A 16,306-nucleotide genomic window follows, 5' to 3' on the forward strand; every position below is an offset into this window, starting at 1 on the left:
CAGGGGCCGGGCTGCGCGGCGGTCCGTCACCCCCTCTTGCCGAGAGCGAGGTCGAGGAGCAGGTCTTCTTGGCCGCCGACCATCGACCTGCGGCCTGCTTCGACGAGCAGGTCGCGGGTGTCGACGCCGACGTCGGCGGCGATGCGCTCGGCGTGCAGGAGGAAGCTTGAGTACACGCCGGCGAAGCCCAGCGTCAGCGTCTCGCGGTCGACCCGGACGGGGCGCTGCTGCAGCGGCCGGACGACGTCGTCGGCGGCATCCATCAGCGCGTACAGGTCACACCCGTGCTGCCACCCGTTGAGTTCGGCGACGGCGACGAAGGCCTCCAGAGGGCAATTGCCCGCTCCCGCACCGAGACCGGTCAGGGAGGCGTCCACGCGGTGCGCGCCCTCCTCCACTGCCACCAGTGAATTGGCCACTCCCAGAGCCAGATTGTGGTGCGCGTGCACCCCGATCGACGTCGTGGGTGCGAGCACGTCGCGGTAGGCGCGCACTCGATCGCGGACGCCGGTCATCGTCAACCGGCCTGCCGAGTCGGTCACGTAGACGCACTCCGCTCCGGCGTCCTCCATGATCTTGGCCTGGGCGGCCAGCCGATCCGGCGGGGCGAGGTGCGACATCATCAGGAAGCCGGCGACGTCGATTCCGAGGGACCGCGCGGTGCCGATGTGCTGGCGGGCGATGTCGGCCTCGGTGCAGTGGGTCGCGACTCGCACCGAGGTGACGCCTAGGTCGACGGCCGCGCGTAAGTCGTCGACCGTCCCGATGCCAGGGATGAGAAGCGTTGTCAGGCGGGCGGTCTGGACCACCTCGGCCGCGGCGGCGATCCAGGCGCCGTCGTCGTGCCTGCCCGCCCCGTAGGTCAGGCTGCCGCCGGCCAGTCCGTCACCGTGCGCAACCTCGATCGCCGCGACGCCCGCGGTGTCGAGTGCACCCGCGATGCGCCTGACGTCGTCCAGGCTCAGCGAGTGACCGACGGCGTGCATGCCGTCGCGCAGCGTCACGTCTTGGACGTAGACGTCGGTGCTCATCGGACCGGCTCGGGTGCCAGGGTGACCAACTGCTCGGCGACCTGGACGGCGGCGGCCGTCATGATGTCGAGGTTGCCTGCGTAGGCCGGAAGGTAGTCGGCGGCGCCCTCCACCTCCAGGAAGACCGTCACCTGCTGCAGGTCGAGGTGGCCCGCGGCCCCGGCCAGGCGACGACGCGGATCGGTCGACGGAACGGGGTCGACGCGAACCCGTTGAGCCAGGCGGTAACCCGGCACGTAGCGCGCCACCTCGGCGACCATCGCCGTGACCGCGGAGTCGATCGCGTCCTCGTCCGTCGTGGACACCAGCGCGGCGACGGTGTCGCGCATCAGCATCGGCGGCTCGGCCGGGTTGAGCACGATGATGGCCTTGCCCCGGGTGGCGCCGCCCACGATCTCGATGGCGCGTGCCGTCGTGTCCGTGAACTCGTCGATGTTGGCCCGCGTGCCAGGACCCGCCGACCGCGACGAGATGGAGGCGACGATCTCCGCGTAGTGCACGTCCGTCACGCTGGCCAGCGCCGCGACGACGGGGATGGTGGCCTGACCGCCGCACGTCACCATGTTGAGGTTCCGCTGACCCGCCAGTTGCGCCATGTTGACCGCAGGCACGACGAACGGACCGATGGCGGCGGGGGTGAGGTCGACGACCCGCCTGCCGGACTCCGCCAACGCCGCGTCGTTCACGTGGTGGGCGCCGGCGCTGGTCGCGTCGAACACCACCTCGACGTCGTCGAAGGCGCCGAGCCTCAGTAGACCGTCGACGCCGCCGGCGGTGACTGCCACGTCCATCGCCGCGGCCCGCGCGAGACCGTCACTGCCAGAGTCGATCCCGACCATGACCGCGACGTCGAGCACGCTCGAGCGGCGCAGTTTCATCAACAGGTCGGTGCCGATGTTTCCGGAGCCGATGATCGCGGCACGATGACGTCGAGTCATCACTTCTCCGTTCGTCTGCATCAGTTGGTGTGCGCGCGCAACGCGGGGCGCGGCTTCGGCGACACCGCGACGTCGGGGGCGTTGGTCTGCACCAGCTCGTTGAGGATGGCGGCGTGGCGGACCTTGTGACGGATGAGTTCGGCGTGGAACTCGGGGCGAACCCAGCCGTTGTACATGACGGCTTCGGACTCACCGGGCTCGATCTTGAAGTAGACCGGCCCCGCGACGCGCGCGATGTCGCCGGCTTCCCACAGCCGATTCATCCCACCAAATGACTCGAAGGTCTCCGCCCAGACGTCGAGCGGGACGTCGACGGAGTTGCGGATGGCGGCCAGCATGGGGCGGGAGAGGTCGCCGACGGGATTGACGCTGTCGGCGCCGAGGTCCTGGAGAATCCGGATTGAAGCCGGGTTGGCGTGACCGGCGTAGACCGAGATCTTGAACTTGGCGTCCGCAGGGATGTGGCCGGCGTCGCGCGCCTTGTTCAGGATGTCGAGAACGCCTTCGTCCCACACCAATACGCCGCGGATACCGGTCGAGAAGATGCGGAGGTAGTCGTCGAGAAGGTAGCGGATGTTGTCGAGGCCGCGGACGCGTCGACCACCGGCCTGGCCTTCGGTGCTCAGCGCCTGGCGGCCGAGGTCCCAGCCGGTGCGCGGCCCGGGGACGGCGATCAGTTCGATGCTGCGCTCCGTCGCCAGGGCGTTGACGTCGGCGAGTTCCTTCGTCGTGAGCAACGTCGTCCCGCCGCCGAAGGCGATGACGCGGTGAATGAAGACCCCATGCTCGTCGGCCTCGTCGAGCATGGCCTCAAGGGTCGAAAGTCTTTCGACGCCAGAGATTTCCAGGCGATACTTGCCGCCGTCGTCGAACGCCTTGGTCGACGGGGTGAGGGCGTAGTCGTCGGCCGTCATGAGGTCTTGTGCGGCCAGGATGCTGGCCCCGTCGACCTTGGAACTACGGCTGTCGGCTGCGGTGGGCATCGCTTCTCCTTCGAAGGCCGGATCGCGCACTATCCGGAGTTTCACTGAGTGACAACTAACTGCGCTGAATGAAAATCTAAGAGGTGCGGACGCGGCTGTCAACAGGAACGGTCAATTCACTGGGTACTGGTAACCTTCACTGAGTGAAACCAGCTGCGGCATCGGAGAAGTCCACCAGCCTGATCGGCGTTGAACGCACGGCCAGGATCCTCACCGCGGTGGCGGACTCCGACATCGGCAATCTCACCGAAATCGCAAGGCGCACAGAGCTAAACGAGGCGACCGTGCTGCGCTACCTCAACAGCCTGTCCGCACTCGGTTATGTGGAACGCTTCAACGCGAACCAATATCGACTGGGCTGGGAGATCTTCCGGCTGGGACAGCGGGCCTTCTCGAACCAGGTTCCCTCCGACGCGGTGATACCCACGATGGAGCGGCTGGTGAACGAGTTCAACGAGACGGTGAACTTCGCCGCGCACAAAGATCGCAGCGTGGTCATCCTCGAAGTCGTCGAGGGCAGGCGCGCGGTGAAGAAGGTCAGTGACGTCGGGCAGACCGATCCGTGGCATGCCTCCGCGTTGGGCAAGGCGCTGCTGGCGACCATGCCCGACAGCGTCTGGCACGACGTCGTCGCCTCGGCGGGACTCCCCGAGTTGACCGCGCACACGATCACCTCGATGAGAAAGATGGCTGTGGAGATCAAGGAGATTCGCGAGCACGGCTTTGCGGTCGACCGCGAGGAGGCCGCCGAGGAGCTCACCTGTGTGGCCGCCGCCGTGCCCACGCCGGACGGGGCGCCGTCGCGCTACGCGCTGAGCATCAGCTTCTTGACCCACCGGCTGACCGCCGAGAGCTTGGCCCACGCTGGCACTCAGGTCGTCGCGGGTGCCCGCGAAATCGCAGCCAAGCTGCCCTGACGGGACGCCCTTACCGGGCGATCCGTCGTTCCTGCACCAGAATCGAGACCAGACAGATCGCGGCGAGCACCGCGGTGGCGATCGCGAAGCTGACCCCGGCGGTACGCAAGCCGAGGTGCTGGGAGGCGAACCCCTCGGCGATCACCGGCACCGAGATCGCCACGTAGGCCACCACGAAGTAGGTCGAGCTGACCTCGGCGCGGCGGTCGGCGGGCGCCAGTTCTGCGACGGCGGCCAGGCCACGGCTGAAGCTGATGCCCTGCCCGGTGCCTGCCACGAGGGCGGCGACTACCAGCAGCGGCAGCGACGCCAGGTGCAGCGCGACGGCCAGCAGCACCATGCCCACGACCAGGATTGCGCAGCCGACCGCGACGGCCCGCCGCGGCGGGATGCGGCGCGCCGACAGTTGGGCGATCGCCGAGGCGACGAAGATCGAGCTCGCCACCAGCCCGGCGACGGCGTGGTTCTCGATGCCGATGACCGACCGGACGAACGTCGGCACCACCGCCATGAAGAGGCCCGTGACGGAGAACCCCGCGAACGCCGCCGTCGCCGCGGTCAGAAACACGGGCCGCATCTCAGCCGGCACGGACAGTCGTTGCATACCAAGCGTTCCGGTGCGCGACGACGTTTCGGGAGCCATCAGCACCGCGCCGACGCCGAGGAGCACCAGCACGATGTGCACCCAGAACGACAGCTGCAACGGGGCGGGGGCGTACTGCACCAGCACCCCGGCCACCAACGGCCCCGCGCCAAGCCCACCGATGTTGGCGACGGTCGCGATCGCCGTCGCGCGGTCGCGCTGATGGGGCGGAGAGGTTTCGACGATCGCGGCGGTCGCGGTCCCGGTGAAGACGCCGGCAGACAGACCCGACAGCACCCGGCCCACCAGCAGCAACGGCACGTCGTCGGCGAACAGGAACACCACGGCGCTGGCCAAGGCGAACCCGGCGCCCGCGAGCAGCACGGGGCGCCTACCGAGCGCGTCCGACCAGCGTCCGAACACCAGCAGCGCGGCGAGCACGCCGACGGCGTAGGTGGAGAAGATGACCGTGGTGGTCAGCACCTGGAAGTGCATGCGGTCGGAGTAGAGCGCATACATCGGCGTCGGCAGGGTGGTGCCGAGCATGATCGCCGCGAATGCGTATGCGAGCAGGGCGAACCCGAACCGCTGGCGGGTTGGCGTTGGCTGCTGCTCGGTCACTTGGCTGATCGTAGGCACGTGGCGGTCAACGCGCCGGGGGCGCCGGGACTTCCCGACGCCCCGCCGCGCCTAGTGTGAGATTGCCTTCTCGGCGCCGACGCCGGTCAGCGACCGGACTTCCATCTCGGCGTCGAGGACCGGATCGCCGGGCACCTTGGACGTCATGGTGCCGATGATGCCGAGGACGAACGCCAGCGGAATCGACACGATGCCGGGGTTGGCCAGCGGGAACCACGCGAAGTCCACGCTGGGGATCATGGCCGTCTTGGCGCCGGACACCGCCGGGGAGAAGACGATCAACACCAGCGTCGAGATCAGCCCGCCGTACATGCTCCACAGCGCACCGCGGGTGTTGAACCGCTTCCAGTACAGCGAGTAGACGATCGTCGGCAGGTTGGCCGCGGCGGCGATCGCGAAGGCGAGCGCCACCAGGAAGGCGACGTTCTGACCGTTGGCCAGAATGCCCAGCCCGATCGCGAAGATGCCGAGTACGACCGCCGTGATCCGCGAGACCTTGACCTGCTCGCTCTCGCTTACCTGACCCTTCTTGATCACGCTGGCGTAGATGTCGTGGGCGAACGACGCCGACGCGGTGATCGTGAGGCCGGCGACGACGGCGAGGATCGTCGCGAAGGCGACCGCGGAGATGACGCCGAGCAGAATCACGCCGCCAAGCTCGAACGCCAGCAGTGGCGCAGCGGAGTTGACGCCGCCCGCCGCCGCCAGGATCTTGTCCGGTCCGACGAGCGCTGCGGCCCCGTATCCGAGCACCAGGGTGAAGAGGTAGAAGCCGCCGATGAGCGCGATGGCCCACACCACCGAGCGACGCGCTTCCTTGGCCGTCGGCACGGTGTAGAACCGCATCAGCACGTGCGGGAGACCCGCGGTGCCGAGGACCAGCGCCAGACCGAGCGACAGAAGGTTGATCTTGGAGGTGGTCGAGGCGCCGTACTGAGCGCCGGGGGCCAGCACGTCGCGCGCGGCGACGGCCTTGTCCGCCGACCCCGAGACGGCGGTCTGCGCGGCGCCGAGGATCTCGGAGAAGTTCAGGCCGAACTTGGCCAGCACCATCACCGTCATCAGCCCGGCGCCCGCGATCAGCAGCACGGCCTTGATGATCTGCACCCACGTGGTGCCCTTCATGCCGCCGACCAAGACGTAGACGATCATCAGGATGCCGACGACGGCGATGACGATCGACTGTCCGCTCCTGCTCTTGACATCGAGCAGCAGTGCGACCAGCCCACCGGCGCCGGCCATCTGCGCCAACAGGTAGAACAGCGACACCGTCAGGGTCGACGTGGCCGCCGCCATCCGCACCGGGCGTTGCTTGAGCCGGAAGCTCAGCACGTCGGCCATCGTGAATCTGCCGGTGTTGCGCAGCAATTCGGCCACCAGCAGCAGTGCGACGAGCCACGCGACGAGGAAGCCGATGGAGTACAGGAAGCCGTCGTAGCCGTAGACGGCGATGGCGCCCGCAATGCCGAGGAAGCTGGCTGCCGACAGGTAGTCACCGGCGATGGCGATGCCGTTTTGCGGGCCGCTGAAACCCCGACCGCCGGTGAAGAATTCGTCGGCGGTCGCGTTCTTCTTGCTGGCGCGGATCACCACGATCATGGTGATGACCACGAACAGCGCGAAGATGCCGATGTTTGCGACCGGGTTGCCGATGGTTTCGCTCGCGGCGAGGTACGTCATTGCTCGGTGCCTTCCATCTCGGCGCGGATCGCCGCGGCCCGCGGGTCCAGTTCGCGGTTGGCGAAGCGGACGTAGATCCCGGTGATGAGGAACGTCGTCAGGAATTGTCCGAGGCCGATCAGCAGACCGACGTTGACGAAGCCGAAGACGCGGATCGACATGAAGTCGTGTGCGAACGCCCCAAGCAGGACGTAGGTGGCATACCAGACGAGGAAGAATGCCGTCATCGGAAAGACGAAGCGGCGCAGGCGGCTTCGTAGCTCTTGGAATTCGGGGCTGGCCTGCATGTCCACGAATTGTTGGGCCGTGTTGGCCGTCGGCCTATCGGTGGTCGCCACCGCGGTGCTCCTGACGCTGGAAGTGAGATCTCGAGGTGAGCCTATTGAGACTCACGTCACATACTCAGCAGATTCGCAGGATGGGACGCCGAAGCCGGGACGGCGTGCGGTGAGCGGTCGGACAACGACGACGAACGGTTCGGAGGGCAGAGCGAAGCGACGGGAAGTGCTCAACCCTCACTCGCGGGGGAGCCGCTCCACACCCATGCCGAGCCGCTCCGGGACGTGCATGCGAGCGAAGATCCTGGCCACGTCGGGTGGTCGCGACGCCGAGGTCAGCAGGCTCACCACCACCATCGTCAGGAACGCCAGCGGAACGGTGACCGCGGCGGGATAGCCGACGACGACGGCGGGCCAGCCGCCGAGCCGCCGGTCGTCGATACCGCCGACGACGGCCAGCGTCGTAGCCACCCCCGAGGCGAGGCCGCCGACGACAAGACCGCAAGCGGCACCGACGCTGGTCAACCCGCGCCACCAAATGCCAAGCACCAGTAGGGGACACAGCGTGGACGCGGCCACCGCGAAGACGAGGCCGACGCTGCGCGACAGTTCCAGCGACGACGCCAGCAGCGCCAGCGGGATGGGCACCATGCCGCCGACGACCGCGGCGACCCGGAAGTCGCGCACCCGGCCGCGCAGCACGTCGGTCGACAGCGCGCCCGCGATGCTGACGAGCAGGCCGGACGAGGTGGCGAGGAAGGCGGCTATTGCGCCGGCGGCGACCAGGGCGGCAAGAACCGCACCCGCCCCACCGCCGATCGCCGCGCTGGGGAGCAGCAGCACGGCCGCGTCCGCGGTGCCCGTGATCAGCAGCTGCGGCACGAACTGCCTCGCGAACACCCCCAGCAGAGTCGGAAAGAGATAGAACAGCGAGAGCAGGGCGATCACCGCCAGCGCCGTTCGTCTGGCCGCCGTGCCGTCGGGGTTGGTGTAGAAGCGCACCAGCACGTGGGGCAGTCCCATCGTGCCGAGGAAGGTGGCGATGATGATCGAAATGACTTGATAGAGAGGGTGGCCGCCGCCAAGCCCGCGGCCGGAGGCGAGCCAGTCGTCGCCCGAGCTGGGTGCGCCGGCGACCACCGGTGTCGCCGATCCCGCGGCCAGCGTCAGCGTGCTCCCGTGGGCCAACGTGTATTGGCCGGGTGCGGGGAACGCCGCGCCGTCCATGCGGGTGCCGTCCACGTCGCCGGTCACCGTGATGCCCCTCGGTTCGGCAACCTGGACGACGACGTCGGTTTCGACGGTGACCGTCGTCTGGTGCTGGATGACGGGCGGCAGCGGGCCGTCCAACGTCGTGGTGTCGCTCAGGAAGAGGGCCAGCAGCGCCAACGCGGGAACGGCGATCGCCGTGAGCTTCAACCAGTACTGGAACGCCTGCACGAACGTGATGGAACGCATGCCGCCGCCGACGACGTTGACGACGACGATGGCGCCCACGGCCACCGGCCCCACCCACACCGGAAGGCCGAGAAGGGTTTTGAGTGCCAGTCCGGCGCCCTGGTACTGGGGGACGAGGTAGAAGGTGCAGATGACGACGACGACGAGCATCGCCACCTTGCGCAGCCGCGCCGACCCCAGTCGGAACTCGGCGAAGTCTGGCACGGTGTACGCGCCCGAGCGGCGCAGTGGAGCGGCGACGAAGAGCAGGAGACCGAGGTAGCCGGCGGTGAAGCCGACGGGATACCACAGCGCGTCGGCACCGTACTTGGCTATCAGTCCCGCGACACCGAGAAACGAGGCAGCCGAGAGGTATTCACCGGAGATGGCGGCGGCGTTCCACTGCGGGCCGATGCTGCGCGAGGCCACCAAGAAGTCCGACGTGGTGCGGGACAGTCGGATTCCGTAGAAGCCGATGCCGACGGTGGCAAGCGCCGCGGCGAGCAGGGCCGCTGCGGTGAGCGGTGCGCCCGTCACGGTTCGCCGTCGACCACGCGGACGAAGTCCCGCTCACCCTGTTCGGCCAGTCGAACGTAGAGCCGGCCAACGCCGTACAGCACCGGATAGACGAGGACGGCGAGAATCAGCCAGTTCAGCCGGATGCCGGCGATCTGAACGTCGTCAATCTGGGGAAAGAGGCCAAGCAGCAAGGGGATCAACGCGACCGCACACACGGCGACGGCGGCAAGGCGCAGCGCCAGCCCGAGTTGGGCCCGCACCAGACCGCGGACCAACGCGTCACCGACCCGGGTTTGTTCCTGCACTTCGACCCGCGTGCGGATGACCCTGGCGCCGCGCCGGTTGGCCAGGATCACGCGTTCGCGTTGGGGGCGTGGGTTAGTCATCGTCGACCAGTTCCCCGGTCGAGCTCGCGGGCCGCAGGTTGCGCATCGGTTCGCGGATGACGCGGTCGCGGAGTTCACGGGCCTGACGGCGACTGACGGGCAGTTCCACCGCGGGCGACGCGCCGTTCGCGCGCAGGCGGACGAGCACCGCCCCGTCGCTGGTCCGCAGTCCGGTCACCATCCGAAGCGCCACCAGATAGGAGCGGTGGATCCGCTGGAAACCGCGTTCCCGCCAACGGGTTTCGAGGGTGCTCAACGGAATGCGCACCAGGTGTGCGCCCGACTCGGAGTGCAGGCGCGCGTAGTCGCCCTCGGCTTCGACCCAGCTGATGGTGTCGCGAGGCACCAGGTGGGTGATGCCCCCGAGCTCGGCGGGGATGACGTCGTCGCGTTCGTCGTCGTCTTCGTCGGGAGCGTGGCTCGGCTCGGACGCGACGGCAAGCACTCTGCGGACGGCTTCGTCGAGCCGACTCTGCCGGATGGGCTTGAGCAGGTAGTCGACCGCCCCGACGTCGAACGCCTCGACGGCCTTGTCGTCATGCGCGGTCACGAACACCACGGCGGGACGGTAGGAGTAGTTGGCGAGGACCCCGGCCAATTCCAGGCCGCTGAGGCCGGGCATGTTGACGTCGAGGAACACCGCGTCGATGGAACGCCGGTTCAGTTCGCGCAGCGCCGAAGTCGCGTCACCGGCCCGAAGCACCTCGGAGATGTCGGGATGCGCGTTGAGCAGGTAGGCCAGCTCGTCGAGCGCGGGCGCCTCGTCGTCGACCGCGAGCACCACGAGCGGCTTCACCTGAACGCACCTCCGCCGGCCCGGACTCCCGACCGGAATTTCGGGACCCGCATGAGGACCTTGGTTCCCGCGCCCACGGCCGTCTCGACCACCAGACCGTAGTCGTTTCCGAATGCCGCGCGCAGGCGATGGTCGACATTGGTCAACCCGACGTGCGCGGAATGCCCGCTCGCGTCGGGCGCCCCGTCGGCCAGTGCGTCGGCGGGGCCGGACCGCAACGCCTCGGGGTCCATGCCGACGCCGTCGTCCTCGACGGTGATGACGCAATCGGTCCCGTCGTCACGCGCGAGAATTTCGACGGTTCCGCCGCCGCGGTCGGCCAGCCCGTGCCGGACGGCGTTCTCCACCAACGGTTGCAGTGCCAGGAACGGGACGACGACCGCGAGCATCTCGGGGGCGACCTGCAGCCTGACGGTGAGTGATTCGCCGAAGCGGGCCCGTTCCAGCGTCAGGTAGCGGTCGATGTTGCGCAGTTCGTCGGCCAGCGTGGTGAATTGGCCCGCCGCGCGGAACGAGTACCTGGTGAAGTCGGCGAATTCGAGGATCAGCTCCCTGGCGCGGTCGGGGTCGGTCCGGACGAACGACGCGATGGTGTTCAGGGCGTTGTAGATGAAGTGCGGGCTGATCTGGGCGCGCAGCGCCAACACCTCGGCGCGGTCGAGGCGGGCGCGGGAGGCGTCGAGGTCGGCGAGTTCGAGCTGACTGGCGGCATAGCCGGCCACCTCGCCGATGGCGCCGACCATGCCGGGGCCTGGCTGACGCGACGTCACCGCGACCAAGACGCCGAGCGCGTCGCCGTCGTCGGTCAGCAGTGGTTGCGCGACCATCGCGCCCGCGCGGTGGCTCGACATGATGCGTCGCGGCCCGGCGAGGGCTTCCTTGGCTGCGGTCCCGGCCGCGGCGAGCGCGTCGGCCGTGTCGGACGGATCGTGGGCCAGGTGTTCACCGGACGCGTCGTAGACGACGACCGCGTCGGCACCGGTGAGCTGCCGGAGGAACGGCGCGGCGCGACCGGCGGAATCCTCGTCGAGCCCGTGCCGCAGTGCGTGCGCCGCCAGCGATGCGGTGTGCAGCGCGGCGTGCACGGCACGCTCGGTGGGGGTCGCCACGACGCGGCGGGTGCGCACCGCGATGACGGCGGCGGCGACGGCCAGGAACAGCGCTGACGCCAAGGCGATCGCGATCTCGGCAGGCATGTCACCTCGCACGGTCGGCCGGTCTGCGGGAGTGAACGTCACCTTAGACTGGCGCAATGGCGAAACTGCACCTAGTGCAAGATCCCGTCGCCGACGACCTTCTGGAATCCAATCCCTTTGCGCTGCTGGTCGGGATGACGCTGGATCAGCAACTCACCACGCGATGATGACTGGACCCGGTAGCCGCTTATCGTCCGGGTAAAGCATCAACGTTGCTGTCGCTGAGTGGATCCGGGGGCACGACGAGTGCCGTGATGCGCGTTGTTCTTCCTCACTGAACTGGGCAGGCGTACTTTCTGGCCACGTCCATCACGCGCTCCTGAGCCCCGGGGCCGATCACCCCTTGAGCAGCCAGTTCCAAACCGATGTATCCCGGAATGCCGCCTACGCATGCTTGGTGGGATACGCGCCACGCAGTATCTGGGTTCAGGTTGTAGCCATTGCGTTGCAATCCCTGGAGGTATTCGTCGAACGCCGGCGTGCCCTGGTCCGGTACTGCGTTCGCTGCGGGGGCGAAGGCAAGGGTGGTGGCCACCGCTGCGATGAGTGTTGCAAGCGCACGATTCATTCTGATTCCCCTCGGATGTAAGCCCCGCTTCGTTGTGTTTACGTTCGCACACTCCACCGACACAGACCGCTCAATCACCTCTTTGCGTCCGCTTCGTGTGGGCGTTCAAGCGCGATTCCGTCGAACCGAGCGTGCCCGAGAATTGCGGTGCCGTGCATTCACTGACTCCCGCGACACGCCTTAGACTCGCCACGTGCCCACCCTGCAGCTAGTGCAAGATCCCGAGGCCGACGCGTTGCTGGAGTCGAATCCCTTTGCGCTGCTGGTCGGGATGATGCTGGATCAGCAAATCCCGATGGAGGTCGCGTTCGCGGGCCCGCAGAAGCTGGCCGAGCGGATGGGTGGCGTGGACGCCCGCGAGATCGCGGACTACGACCCGGATGCCTTCGTCAAGCTGTTCTCGGAAAAGCCTGCGGTGCACAGGTTTCCGGGTTCGATGGCCAAGCGGCTGCAGACGTTGGCGCAGACGATAGTCGACGAGTACGACGGTGACGTCGTGGCGCTGTGGACGGCGGGTGACCCCGACGGCCCCGAGGTGTTGCGCCGGCTGAAGGCGTTACCCGGCTTCGGCGAGCAGAAGGCCAAGATCTTCCTGGCGCTGCTCGGCAAGCAGTACGGCGTCACCCCTGAGGGTTGGCGCGCGGCGGCCGGCGACTACGGCACGGAGGGGTCGCACATGTCGGTGGCCGACGTCGTCGACCAGGGTTCGTTGGAGAAGGTGCGCTCGTACAAGAAGGCGGCCAAGGCGGCGGCGAAGGCCGGGGCTGTGGGATCGTGAGGCATGGCGAAAACACACTTGAGCTGTCCCTGCGGCGAAGCCATTGTCGGCACTGACGAGGACGACCTCGTCGAGAAGGCTCAGTCGCATCTCTCCGAGGCGCACCCGGGCCGGGAGTACGACCGCGAGATGATCCTCTTCATGGCCTACTGACTCACCCATCAAAACAGCACTGGCTGTCGTCGACGCCGAGGCTCGACGACAGCCAGTGCTGTCTAGGGGGAGATCACGGGACGACGGTGGAACCGATCGTCGGCATGAACTGGCACTGCTTCTCGGTGGTGGTGACCTGACCGAAGATGGTCGACATGATGCTGCCCGAGCCGGTGTCGGCGATCGCGGTGAGCGTCGTCGGCCCCGCCGGGTTGATGTCGGCCTGCGGCTTGAGCGTCACCGTTCCCGACTTGCCGGTGGTCAGGTTGACCCACGTGACGTTCAGCGGGAGCTTCTGCACGGGGGCCGGTCCCGGTGTTCCCATCGCGGTGAACACGTAGGCCGTCTGGCCGGCGACGGGTCCTGGCTTGGGGATCGACGCAGGGCCCGCGACGGAGATTGCCGCCGCCAGCACGTTGCCGCCGTCGGACCCGCACCCGTTGCCGATCGACGGGTACATGAAGTCCTGCGTGGTCGGCGCGTCCGGCCCGAAGTTGGGCGCCGGTGCGGGAACTGCGCCGTCCGGGCTGGGGATGGTCGCCGCGGCGGGCACGGCCGCGGGGGCCGGAGCCACTGCCGCCTCGGGGGCCGGAGCCGCCACCGCCTCGGGGGCCGGAGCGGGCGCCGGCGCCGCGTCGGGAGCCGGCACCGCAGCCAGTGGCGCCGCGTCCGGTGCGGGGCCGACGGCATTCGCCGGGTCGATCCCCTGTGGGAGGTGCGCCTCGGTGCCGGGGATGGCGCCCGCCGCTGGGACGTGGGCCACCTGGGGATCGGCGACGAACTGGTTCACCGCCGTCGCGACGTTCTTCGATCCCGACGGCATCGCGCTGTTGCCCGCGAACGCCGCCGCCGCGGCCATCAGCATCGAGGCGGCGTTCGTCGGGTCACCAGCGGCTTGTTGAATGACCGGTCCCAGGCTCTCCATCGCGGGGAGCCCTGGCGCCTGAAGACCGCTGATCGGCAACGGCAACGGCAACGGCGGCGCGGGTTCCGCGTTGGCGACCGGTTGGGCGCTCAGCACGAGCGCGGCCGACGCACCGAGTGCGATCAGAAGCGTTCTGGTCGATGGCATGACTCTCCCGTGATGTCGATGGTGGTGCGGCGGTGAGGGGTGAACGTCAGGGCAGTGCGGAGGTGGGGAAGAACAGCGGTGCGAACGCGCCTTCTGCCGTGGCGGGCAGCGCGGGTGCGATCGCAGCCGGGACGGCGGCGACGGCCGCGGGCGCAAGGGCCGTCGCGGCGGGCACTGCGGCGGGGACGGCTGCCGGTGACCGCGGAAGCAGGTTGGCCAGCGGCAGGCCCGGGGGCAGCAGCGAGGTCAGGTCACCCGGGAAGCTGAGCTCCTTGGGTAGCGGCAACACGTTGTTCGCGACCTGCGGGATCTGGACCTCGGCGGTGGGGACCAGGCCGGCAGGCTGCGCTGCGGGCACCGCGGCGGGAGCGGCGGCGGCGGGCAGCAGGCCGGGCAGGGCCGACGTCGCCGGGGCAGCGGCAGGCGCCGCGGCGGCGGGCAGCGTCACCGACGCGGTGGCCGCCGGCGCCGGTGCTGCGGGGGCGGCCGCCGGTGCGGCTGCCGCGCCCGTGAACGCCGACGCGAGGCCCTGCAGCATCGCCGGCGCGTTGGCCGGCGACATGCCGTTGAGGAACGGGATGTTCGGCATGGCGGGCGCGGGGGCCGGAATCGGGTCGGCCGATGCGGTGGCGCTGAGCAGCAGGGCACCCGGGACGGCGCATGCGGCCGCGATCACGCTGGTGGCAAGGGCTTTTCTGGCGAAGTGCATGGTTCTCCCGATCAGTTGGTGACACGTCTGAAACCGAAGCTACGGAGTTACTGGTGTTACTCAAGTGACACGTGTGGCATTTACTCAACCGTTATGGCTATGACGGCCGATGGTGACCGAACCGCCCGCCTGGCACGCCCGGCGGCGACCGGAAACTAGAGTCGGACGGATAACGAGACAGTCAGAGGTCGAACCCGTCGGCGTCACCGTGGTGCCCCGACGCCGAGTGGCGGGCGCCGCGCCGTACCTGCTCGCGGTCAGCCTTCTCGCGCGGTTCGCCGTCACCTACCTGGTGCCCAACGGCACCAACTTCATCGACCTCCACGTCTACGTCGACGGCGCCGCGACCATGCGCGACGGCGGCCTCTACGACTTCGTCTACCACCCGGTGATCCCGCCGCTGCCGCTGCAGTTCACCTATCCGCCGTTCGCCGGCGTGGTGTTCTACCCGCTGCACTTCCTGCCGTTCCCCGTCGTCGCCCTGTGCTGGCAGCTCGGCACCGTGGCGGCGCTCTACGGCTCCGCGGCGCTCGTCCTGAAGATGATGGGCACGCCCGACGCCCGGCAGGCGATGGCGTGGACCGCGCTCGCCATCTGGTTCGAACCGGTACGCCACCTCTTCGAACTCGGCCAGGTCGGCGCGCTGCTGATGATCGCCGTGCTCTATGCGGTGTATAGCACCAGATGGTGGGTGTCCGGGGTGTTGGTGGGGCTGGCGACCGGCATGAAGCTCACGCCTGCGGTGGCGGGCATGTACTTCGTCGGCGCGCGCCGGTGGGGCGTCGTGCTGCTCTCTGCGGTGGTGTTCGGCGCGACGGTGGCGGCGTCGATCCTGCTTGGCGGCGCTCAGGCCCGCTTCTACTTCACCGACCTGCTGGGCAACGCCAACCGGGTCGGCGTGGTGGACACCCCGATGAACCAGTCGCTGCGCGGCGCCCTTGGCTACGTGGCGGGTCACGACGTCGGGTACGGCGTGCCGCTGCTGGTCGCCGTCGCGGTCACCGCGGCGCTCAGCCTGGCGGCGTGGTGGCGGGTCGGGGCCGACGACGCGCTCGGCCGGATCGTCGTGGTGATGCTGTTCGGGTTGCTGATCTCACCCATCAGCTGGACCCACCACTGGGTGTGGATGATGCCGCTGGCCATGTGGCTGGTGCTCGGGTCGACACATCCGGGCGCCAGGGTCGTCGGCTGGGCGTGGGTGGTGCTCGCCTACGTCGGGTCGCCGTGGTTGGTGACGTTCGCCGGTGACACCGGCAGGCTGGACGGCAGGCCCTGGTACGCCGAGCTGTGCGGCTCGCTCTACGTGCTGGCGGCGGTGGCGACGCTGGCCTACCTCGCGGTGGTCAGCCGACGATCCGGTTGATGTCGCCTGCCATCGCGACGTCCTTGTCGGTGATGCCGCCCTCGGAGTGCGTGACGAGTGTGAAAGTCACTGTCCGCCAACGGATGTCGATGTCGGGGTGGTGATCCTCGAGTTCCGCATGTTCGCCGACGCGGCGGACGGCGTCGATGCCGTCGAGGAATGCGGGGAACTTCACCGATCGGCGTAGGGCTCCGTCGGAGTGTTCCCAGCCCGCCAGGTCGGCCAGGGCGGCGTTCACTTGATCGTCGGTCAGCACGGCCATGTTTCGACGGTATACCGT

Annotated in this window: 18 protein-coding genes and 1 pseudogene; 5 read left to right on the top strand and 14 right to left on the bottom strand. The window is 68.6% G+C overall.

Going from position 1 to position 16,306, the window contains the following annotated elements; all coding sequences use genetic code 11:
• Positions 1–26: 26 nt before the first annotated feature.
• Genes dmpG through ASD37_RS27805 form a run of 3 tightly spaced genes read right to left on the bottom strand, consistent with a single transcriptional unit; the run spans position 27 to position 2,952 of the window.
• Positions 27–1,031, bottom strand: coding sequence for a 4-hydroxy-2-oxovalerate aldolase (gene dmpG / locus ASD37_RS27795; protein WP_056559452.1), 1,005 nt, complete (start codon positions 1,029–1,031; stop codon positions 27–29).
• On the bottom strand, positions 1,028–1,969 hold the full coding sequence (locus ASD37_RS27800; protein WP_056560029.1) for an acetaldehyde dehydrogenase (acetylating): 942 nt from the start codon (positions 1,967–1,969) through the stop codon (positions 1,028–1,030). Before ASD37_RS27800 ends, dmpG begins: the two co-directional genes overlap by 4 nt.
• A gap of 20 nt (positions 1,970–1,989) precedes the next feature.
• Positions 1,990–2,952: a hypothetical protein gene (locus tag ASD37_RS27805; protein ID WP_156721137.1), complete on the bottom strand. Its 963-nt coding sequence runs from the start codon at positions 2,950–2,952 to the stop codon at positions 1,990–1,992.
• Positions 2,953–3,095: 143 nt separating this feature from the next.
• Between ASD37_RS27805 and ASD37_RS27810 the strand changes: the two genes are divergently transcribed.
• Positions 3,096–3,869 carry an IclR family transcriptional regulator gene (locus ASD37_RS27810; protein ID WP_056559458.1) on the top strand — a complete coding sequence of 258 codons (774 nt, stop codon included), beginning with the start codon at positions 3,096–3,098 and terminating at the stop codon, positions 3,867–3,869.
• A 10-nt stretch (positions 3,870–3,879) separates the two neighbouring features.
• On the opposite strand, the gene ASD37_RS27815 is transcribed toward ASD37_RS27810, so the two are convergent.
• The 7 genes from ASD37_RS27815 to ASD37_RS27845 form a co-directional block, all read right to left on the bottom strand.
• Positions 3,880–5,073: an MFS transporter gene (locus tag ASD37_RS27815; protein WP_255354950.1), complete on the bottom strand. Its 1,194-nt coding sequence runs from the start codon at positions 5,071–5,073 to the stop codon at positions 3,880–3,882.
• Positions 5,074–5,142: 69 nt separating this feature from the next.
• The gene (locus ASD37_RS27820) at positions 5,143–6,771 is read right to left on the bottom strand and encodes a cation acetate symporter (protein WP_056559461.1); all 1,629 of its coding nucleotides are present in this window, start codon (positions 6,769–6,771) and stop codon (positions 5,143–5,145) included.
• Positions 6,768–7,109 carry a DUF485 domain-containing protein gene (locus ASD37_RS27825; RefSeq protein ID WP_056559464.1) on the bottom strand — a complete coding sequence of 114 codons (342 nt, stop codon included), beginning with the start codon at positions 7,107–7,109 and terminating at the stop codon, positions 6,768–6,770. The genes ASD37_RS27820 and ASD37_RS27825 overlap by 4 nt, the downstream gene beginning before the upstream one ends.
• A gap of 177 nt (positions 7,110–7,286) precedes the next feature.
• The gene (locus ASD37_RS27830; protein WP_056559469.1) at positions 7,287–9,023 is read right to left on the bottom strand and encodes a cation acetate symporter; all 1,737 of its coding nucleotides are present in this window, start codon (positions 9,021–9,023) and stop codon (positions 7,287–7,289) included.
• Entirely contained in the window at positions 9,020–9,391 is a 372-nt protein-coding gene (locus ASD37_RS27835; RefSeq protein WP_056559471.1) for a hypothetical protein, read from the bottom strand. Before ASD37_RS27835 ends, ASD37_RS27830 begins: the two co-directional genes overlap by 4 nt.
• The gene (locus ASD37_RS27840) at positions 9,384–10,187 is read right to left on the bottom strand and encodes a LytTR family DNA-binding domain-containing protein (RefSeq protein WP_056559474.1); all 804 of its coding nucleotides are present in this window, start codon (positions 10,185–10,187) and stop codon (positions 9,384–9,386) included. Before ASD37_RS27840 ends, ASD37_RS27835 begins: the two co-directional genes overlap by 8 nt.
• Positions 10,184–11,383 (bottom strand): sensor histidine kinase, encoded by a 1,200-nt coding sequence (locus ASD37_RS27845; RefSeq protein WP_056559477.1) that lies wholly within the window; start codon positions 11,381–11,383, stop codon positions 10,184–10,186. The genes ASD37_RS27840 and ASD37_RS27845 overlap by 4 nt, the downstream gene beginning before the upstream one ends.
• 56 nt (positions 11,384–11,439) lie before the next feature.
• Here ASD37_RS27845 and ASD37_RS31730 point away from each other — a divergent pair.
• Positions 11,440–11,538 (top strand): annotated as a pseudogene (locus ASD37_RS31730) (Fe-S cluster assembly protein HesB); the annotation flags it as partial.
• A gap of 116 nt (positions 11,539–11,654) precedes the next feature.
• Here ASD37_RS31730 and ASD37_RS31225 read toward each other — a convergent pair.
• Entirely contained in the window at positions 11,655–11,951 is a 297-nt protein-coding gene (locus ASD37_RS31225) for a DUF732 domain-containing protein (protein ID WP_156721138.1), read from the bottom strand.
• A gap of 193 nt (positions 11,952–12,144) precedes the next feature.
• Between ASD37_RS31225 and ASD37_RS27850 the strand changes: the two genes are divergently transcribed.
• Both ASD37_RS27850 and ASD37_RS31230 read left to right on the top strand, forming a co-directional pair.
• On the top strand, positions 12,145–12,729 hold the full coding sequence (locus ASD37_RS27850) for an HhH-GPD-type base excision DNA repair protein (protein ID WP_056559481.1): 585 nt from the start codon (positions 12,145–12,147) through the stop codon (positions 12,727–12,729).
• Between the two features lie 3 nt (positions 12,730–12,732).
• Positions 12,733–12,882: a DUF1059 domain-containing protein gene (locus ASD37_RS31230; RefSeq protein ID WP_079922554.1), complete on the top strand. Its 150-nt coding sequence runs from the start codon at positions 12,733–12,735 to the stop codon at positions 12,880–12,882.
• A gap of 73 nt (positions 12,883–12,955) precedes the next feature.
• Here ASD37_RS31230 and ASD37_RS27855 read toward each other — a convergent pair whose 3' ends face one another.
• On the bottom strand, positions 12,956–13,954 hold the full coding sequence (locus ASD37_RS27855) for a hypothetical protein (RefSeq protein ID WP_056559484.1): 999 nt from the start codon (positions 13,952–13,954) through the stop codon (positions 12,956–12,958).
• Between the two features lie 46 nt (positions 13,955–14,000).
• A complete protein-coding gene (locus tag ASD37_RS27860; protein ID WP_056559487.1) occupies positions 14,001–14,663 on the bottom strand; it encodes a hypothetical protein in 663 nt (220 codons plus the stop codon).
• A gap of 109 nt (positions 14,664–14,772) precedes the next feature.
• On the opposite strand from ASD37_RS27860, the gene ASD37_RS27865 reads away from it, so the two are divergent.
• Positions 14,773–16,026, top strand: coding sequence for a mannosyltransferase (locus ASD37_RS27865; RefSeq protein ID WP_082570459.1), 1,254 nt, complete (start codon positions 14,773–14,775; stop codon positions 16,024–16,026).
• On the opposite strand, the gene ASD37_RS27870 is transcribed toward ASD37_RS27865, so the two are convergent.
• Positions 16,007–16,288: a 4a-hydroxytetrahydrobiopterin dehydratase gene (locus tag ASD37_RS27870; RefSeq protein ID WP_056559491.1), complete on the bottom strand. Its 282-nt coding sequence runs from the start codon at positions 16,286–16,288 to the stop codon at positions 16,007–16,009. The two genes, ASD37_RS27865 and ASD37_RS27870, sit on opposite strands and share 20 nt — an antisense overlap.
• Positions 16,289–16,306 lie beyond the last annotated feature (18 nt).

It is taken from the genome of Mycobacterium sp. Root135 (assembly GCF_001426545.1).
In the GTDB taxonomy this organism is placed as follows: Bacteria; Actinomycetota; Actinomycetes; order Mycobacteriales; family Mycobacteriaceae; genus Mycobacterium.